7 protein-coding genes are annotated in these 5997 nt (G+C 70.8%); 5 read left to right on the forward strand and 2 right to left on the reverse strand.

Annotated elements, in window-relative coordinates; genetic code table 11:
- Both QSG27_RS27195 and QSG27_RS27200 read left to right on the forward strand, forming a co-directional pair.
- A partial coding sequence (locus QSG27_RS27195) for a DUF2076 family protein (RefSeq protein WP_306711744.1) occupies positions 1-311 on the forward strand: 311 nt, incomplete at its 5' end.
- Positions 312-698: 387 nt separating this feature from the next.
- Positions 699-1757 carry a Glu/Leu/Phe/Val dehydrogenase dimerization domain-containing protein gene (locus QSG27_RS27200; RefSeq protein ID WP_306711745.1) on the forward strand — a complete coding sequence of 353 codons (1059 nt, stop codon included), beginning with the start codon at positions 699-701 and terminating at the stop codon, positions 1755-1757.
- A gap of 23 nt (positions 1758-1780) precedes the next feature.
- Here QSG27_RS27200 and QSG27_RS27205 read toward each other — a convergent pair whose 3' ends face one another.
- Complete coding sequence (locus QSG27_RS27205; protein ID WP_306711746.1) at positions 1781-2431, reverse strand: MarC family protein; 651 nt, start codon at positions 2429-2431, stop codon at positions 1781-1783.
- A 197-nt stretch (positions 2432-2628) separates the two neighbouring features.
- On the opposite strand from QSG27_RS27205, the gene QSG27_RS27210 reads away from it, so the two are divergent.
- The 3 genes from QSG27_RS27210 to QSG27_RS27220 all read left to right on the forward strand — a co-directional run bounded on the left by QSG27_RS27210 (position 2629) and on the right by QSG27_RS27220 (position 4720).
- On the forward strand, positions 2629-3657 hold the full coding sequence (locus QSG27_RS27210; protein ID WP_306711748.1) for an alpha/beta hydrolase family protein: 1029 nt from the start codon (positions 2629-2631) through the stop codon (positions 3655-3657).
- Between the two features lie 56 nt (positions 3658-3713).
- Entirely contained in the window at positions 3714-4397 is a 684-nt protein-coding gene (locus tag QSG27_RS27215; protein WP_306711750.1) for a class I SAM-dependent methyltransferase, read from the forward strand.
- A 122-nt stretch (positions 4398-4519) separates the two neighbouring features.
- The gene (locus tag QSG27_RS27220; RefSeq protein WP_306711752.1) at positions 4520-4720 is read left to right on the forward strand and encodes a hypothetical protein; all 201 of its coding nucleotides are present in this window, start codon (positions 4520-4522) and stop codon (positions 4718-4720) included.
- Between the two features lie 28 nt (positions 4721-4748).
- Here the strand turns inward: QSG27_RS27220 and QSG27_RS27225 are convergent, their stop codons facing one another.
- On the reverse strand, positions 4749-5564 hold the full coding sequence (locus QSG27_RS27225) for a coiled-coil domain-containing protein (RefSeq protein ID WP_306711753.1): 816 nt from the start codon (positions 5562-5564) through the stop codon (positions 4749-4751).
- Positions 5565-5997: the final 433 nt, after the last annotated feature.

A 5997-nucleotide genomic window follows, 5' to 3' on the forward strand; every position in this document is an offset into this window, starting at 1 on the left:
CCCCGCAGCAGCGCCCCGGCAACTCCCCCTGGGGTCAGGCGCCGGGCGCCGCCCCGGCCTATGGCGACCCGCGCGTCGCGGCCTATGCCCAGCAGCCGCAGCGGGCCGGCGGCGGCTTCATGGCCGGCGCCATGCAGACCGCCATGGGCGTGGCCGGCGGCATGCTGATCGGCAGCGCCCTGTCCAGCATGCTGTCCGGCGGCGGCGAGGCCGTGGCCCAGGAGGCCCAGAACGCCGTCGATCAGGTGGCCGAGGACATCCCCAGCGAGGAATCGTGGGGTGGCTTCGGCGGGGATGAGGAGGAATTCTGATCCCCGCGGGAACCGGCCGGGCGGCCTCCCCCCCACCGCCCGGCCGGTCCCCGGCCTCCTTCGCCCGCCACGCAGCGGACCGGAAATTGTCGTTCGCGGCTCCGTCCGCGACACTTTCCCGACGGCGGACCGCTCCGCCGCTCATCTCCTTGCTTTTTGCAGGCCGGACAACCGTCCGCCTTGCCAGCATTTTCACGCGCATCTAGTTTCCTTCAAGAGAACGACCCGCCGCTTCTCCGCCCGAGCAAAAACGGTGAAGCACAGGGACAGGAAAAGCGGACACGCCGTACAGACGCACGGCGCGCGGAACTCTTCCGCGCACGACGCCCGGGCTTTGCCCTGCGGTGCCGCCCGCTTTTCAAAAAGAAGAAAGATCAGGAGGAAACCGTGCATCTGTTCGACCATCCCGACTTCGACGACCATGAGCAGGTGGTCTTCTGCTCCGACGCGGCGTCCGGCCTGCGCGCCATCGTCGCCGTCCACGACACGACGCTCGGTCCGGCGCTGGGCGGCTGCCGCATGTGGCCCTACGCCAGCGACGAGGAGGCTTTGCGCGACGTGCTGCGCCTGTCGCGCGGCATGACCTACAAATCGGCTCTGGCGGGCCTGCCGCTGGGCGGCGGCAAGTCGGTGATCATCGGCAACCCGCGCACGGACAAGAGCGAGGCGCTGCTGCGCGCCATGGGGCGCAACGTCGAGCGGCTGGGCGGACGCTACATCGTCGCGGAGGATTCCGGCACCGGCGTTCCCGACATCAAGACCATGGCGCTGGAAACCGCCCATGTTTCCGGCGTGGTCGAAAAGGCGACCGAGGGCGGCGGCACGCGCAGCGGCGACCCCTCCCCCTCCACCGCCTACGGCGTCTTCGTCGGGCTCCAGGCCGCGGTGCGCCACCGCCTGCACCGCAGCGACCTGGAGGGGCTGACCGTCGCCATCCAGGGGGTGGGCAGCGTCGGCGCGCATCTCGCCCGCTATCTGGCCGACGCCGGGGCGCGGCTGTGGATCGCCGACATCGACGAGGCGCAGGTGCGCCGCGTGGCTGACAGCGTGGGCGCCACGCCGGTCCTCCCCGACGCGATCTTCGATCTGGAGGTGGATGTCTTCGCGCCCTGCGCGCTGGGTGCGGTGCTGAACGACGGCACGATTCCGCGGCTGACCTGCCCGGTCGTCGCCGGGGCGGCCAACAACCAGCTCGCCGAGGCCCGGCACGGGCAGGCGCTGGCCGACCGCGGCATCCTCTACGCGCCGGATTACGTCATCAACGCGGGCGGGGTGATCGACGTCTATTACGAGCGCGCCGGCCACGACCACGCCCGCGTCATGAGCCACATCGGGCGCATCGCCGACACCCTGACGGAGATCTTCGCCCGCGCCGACATGGAGCGGAAGCCGACCGCCGCGGTCGCCGACCGCATGGCCCGCCAGCGCGTGGGGCGCACGCGCTGACCGCCTGATTCAGACCATGCTATTCAGCGCGCCGCAGCCAGCGAGGGGAAGGCGTCCGTGATTCCGGTCAGCAGGATCTGGACGCCGACGCAGAACAGCAGGAAGGCGAACAGCCGCGTCAGCACGCGGGCGCGGGTGTGGCCGAGCAGCGCCACCAGCCGATCGGCGGAGCGGTAGGACAGCCAGATCAGCACCGCGATGGCCAGCGCCGCCGCCGACACGCCGATGAAGAAATTCGTCAGGCCGGCGGCGTCCGCCGGGCGGGTGGCGCCCAGCGCGATGGCGACGGAGATGGTGCCGGGGCCGGTGGTGAAGGGAATGGTCAGGGGGAAGAAGGCCGATTCCCCCACATCCTCCGCCGGAGCGGCCTGCTCCTGCTTGCGGGCCTCGTGGGCTTCCGGCGCGCTCAGCAGCGCCCAGGCGCGTTCCGCCACGACGAAGCCGCCGGCGATCCGCAGCGCCGCCAGCGAGATGCCGAAGAAGTTCAGCACATAAGACCCCGCCCACAGGGCCGTCAGCATGACGATGGCCGAATAGACCGCGACCAGCGTGGCGAGTTGCACCCGTTCCTTCGGGCTGCGCTCCGCCGTCACCTGGCTGAAGATCAGCGCCATGGCGATGGGGTTGACGATCGAGAACAGCGCCGTGAAGGCGAGAAGGAAGCTGTCGAGCATGGGGCGGGCCGACCTCTACCACGGCGGATGGCTGGGATTACCGCCGTGGTACAGGTCCGCCCGCCCGCTGGCAAGGCACCACGATTTCCTGGCTCACGCCCTCTTGGGCGGGAACGCCGCTCTTGCCGTTGGACACGCAAGACGGCCACACTCTCCCACGGGGAAGAGCTTCACGACGTGATGCCGGAGGGGTTGCGATGGGGCGGCGAACGCGGCGGTGGATTCTGGCTTTCCTGCTGGCCGGCCTGCTTCCGGTCCCGCCGGCGCGGGCGGAGACGCCGGCGCAGTTCCGGGCCGCGGTGTCGCAGATCGTCTACGCCGACCCGGGCACGGGCAAATCGGCTCCGGTCCTTCTGCTGTATCCCACGCGCGACGCGGTTCAGCCGCTCCGCCGCGGACCCTATCACCTGAACGTCGCCCCCGAGGGCTGGCCGGCGCTGGACTCCCTGCCGCTGGTGATGATGACCCAGGGACCCTCGCGCAACGGGCTGGCGATGGTCAGCATCGCCCTGTTCCTGGCGCGGCGCGGGATGATGGCCGCCCTCGTGACCCATCCCGGTGGGCCGGAGCCGGGTGCGAAGGACGCTTCGAAGACCGGCACGCAGCCGCTGTGGCCGGAACTGCCGCTTCAACTCCGCGCGGCTCTGGACGCCGTGCTGGACTCCTCCCCCATGGGGTTCCGGGTGGACCGGGAGCGCATCGGCGTGATCGGCTACGCGGCGGGGGGTCATGCGGCGCTGGCGGCGGCGGGCGGGGTGGCCGATCCGGGGCGGATTCCACAGCTCTGCGCCACCCATCCGGAAAACCGGACCCTCTGCCCGGCGGGTGCCAGGACCACCGCCGCGGCCCCGCCGAAGCGGCTGGAGGCCGCCACCGATCCCCGCATCCGGTCGCTGCTGCTGATGGACCCGGTCGGCGCGCTGTTCGGGGATGGCGGCCTGTCCCGCATCACCGTCCCGGTCCGGCTGTACGAGGCGGAGAAGGGCGACGAGAGCGGCGCCCTTCAAGTGGCGCGGGTGCGCGGTCTGCTGCCCCGGCCGCCGGAATACGACCTCGTCCCCGGCGCCGGCCACTACGCCTTCCTGACGCCGGTCCCGGCCAGCGCCGCCGCCCGCTTCGGCGCCGCGGTGCAGGACCCGCCGGGTTTCGACCGCGCCGCCTTCCACGCGCGGCTAAACGACGAGATTCTGGACTATTTCCGGCGGACTCTGGACGCCGCGCCCTGACCGGGGACCGGCCCGATGCCCGCCGGCCACCCAAAAAAAAGATACGGGAGAGCATGATGACGACGATGACCTTGAAGGAGGCCCTGGCCGAGGTTCTGGACCCGCGGGGCCGGACCGTGGTGGATGTCGGCTGCGGCGACGGGGCGCTGACCCGCCATTTCGCGGGGCTCGGCGCCCAGGCCATCGGCATCGAGATCAACGAGGGCCAGCTCGCCCGCGCCCGCAAGGCGGAACCGGTGGCCGGCGCCGATTACCGCGTCGGCAAGGGGGAGGCGCTGCCGCTGGCAGACGCGTCGGTGGACGCCCTCGTCTATTCCAACAGCTTCCACCATCTGCCGCCGGCGGTCATGGCCGGCGCGCTGGCCGAGGCGGCGCGGGTGCTGACGCCCGGCGGCACGCTGGTGGTGGTGGAGCCGATCGCGGAAGGCCCCTACTTCCACGTCATCCTGCCCATCGAGGACGAGACCGAGGTGCGCGCCGCCGCCTACGACACGCTGAAGCACCCGCCGCTGCCGCTGGAGGCGGTGGACGAGACGGTCTACGGCACGGTGGTGCGCTACCGCGACGCCGATCATTACCTGAGCCATGTCGTCGCCGTGGACCCGGCGCGGCGCGAACGCCTGCCCCCGCTGGAGGCCGAGGTGCGGCGCCGCTTCGCCGCCAACGGGCGGATCGACGCGGAGGGTATGACCGCCTTCGACCAGCCGATGCGCCGCATGGTCTTCAAGAGGTTGCCGTAAGCACGGCCCGCTTGGCGGCGGCACGGCGGCGTGCCAGCATGAGCGCCGCCGTTTGGTCACGGGCGCGCCGCCGCGCGTCCGTGCATAGTGGAACCGTGTCGCAGTCTCAAAGGTCGAAAATCATGCCCCGCACCGCCTTGTTCGCCGCCGCCCTGCTCCTTCCGGCGGTCCCGCTTCTGTCCGGCTGCGGCGTGGTGGTCGCCACGGTGGACACCGCGGCCAGCGTGGCGGGGTCCGCGGTCAGCGTCGCCGGCGACGTGGTGTCCGCCACGGCCCATGTGGCGACCTCCCCCTTCCGCGGCGGCGGCGACGATGACGAGTAAGCGCGACGACGGGTAAGGGCGGGACCGGTCAGCGCCGGAACATCCGGCGCCACCAGGGGCGATGCCGCCGGGCCAGCTCGGTCACCAGGATGCGGCACTGGTCGCGCATCGCCTCGTAGGCGGCGACCTCGGCCTCGCGGTCGCGGCGCAGGCCGTCCAGCGTGCCGGTCAGCCGCTCCAGCCGCTTTTCCAGCTCCGCGCTGTTCCGGCGCTCTTCCGCCAGCGTGTCCTGCGCCTCCGCGCTGCGGCGCTCCGCCGCCTCGATGCGCTGGCGGAAGCCGCGCTCCCGCGCCTCGGTGTCGGCGATCAGCCGCTCCACGAGGTCCCCGATGCGCTTGCGCTCCGCCTCCCGGTCGGCCTGGAGCCGGTCCAGCGCCACCGCGTGGGACAGGCGCAGGGCGGCGATCTCCGCGTTCACCGCGGACAGCCGGTCCTCGGCGTCCTGCAGCGCGCGGGCCATGCCCTGCTCGCGCGCCGAGGTCTCGGCGATCAGCGTCTCGACCAGCTGGTTGATGCGCTCGCGCTCCGCCTCGCGGTCGGCCTGGAGATTCCCGATCTCCCCGGTGCGCGCCTGCTCCGCCTGCCCGATGGCCTCGCGCCAGCGCTCGCGTTCGGAGGCGTGTTCCGCGATCACCCGCAGCCGCTCCGCCCGCTCGCTGTCCGCCGCGGCCTCCGCCTTGGCGATCTGTTCGCCCAGCGTGGCGACCTGATCCCCGTAGACGCGCAGAAGTTGAGTGGTCTCCTCCGAGGGTGCCTTCGTGCGCTGGCGCGTGGCCCGCTTGACCGGCGCCGCGGGCGGAGGCGGCGTGTCCTCACCGTTGGAGAGCGGCATCATCTCGGTCATCGCGGCTTATCCTGACAAATCGGGACTGCGCCGCCACAGTAGCGCGTCCCGCGCCGTCCGCACAGGAACCTTTTTCCATCGGCCAGGCCCGGCGACGGCCGGCAAGGCTGGAGCCGAGAATTCGTCTCGTATTTTCGCGGCTTTCGTCGGCAAATTTTCAAAAATCGGTTCTGTTAACGGGCTTTAAAACCGCTTTAACGCCAACTCCCCTGACTCGCGAAGGTATTAACACCAATGATTGACAGTCTGGATTTCGATTGGTTTTTTGAATGAAATTCGCAGGCGCGAACAAGACTTTTCTTAAAAAGCAAAACAACCGTCCTGGCCGATCCGATGCTGCGGAGAACCCCATGCGTGCTGTCCTGGTAGAACCGAATCCACTGATCGCCGACGCGCTCGGCCGTCAGCTCGGCATGGGCAAGATCCGTTACGA

It is taken from the genome of Azospirillum isscasi (assembly GCF_030849505.1).
GTDB lineage: Bacteria > Pseudomonadota > Alphaproteobacteria > Azospirillales > Azospirillaceae > Azospirillum > Azospirillum isscasi.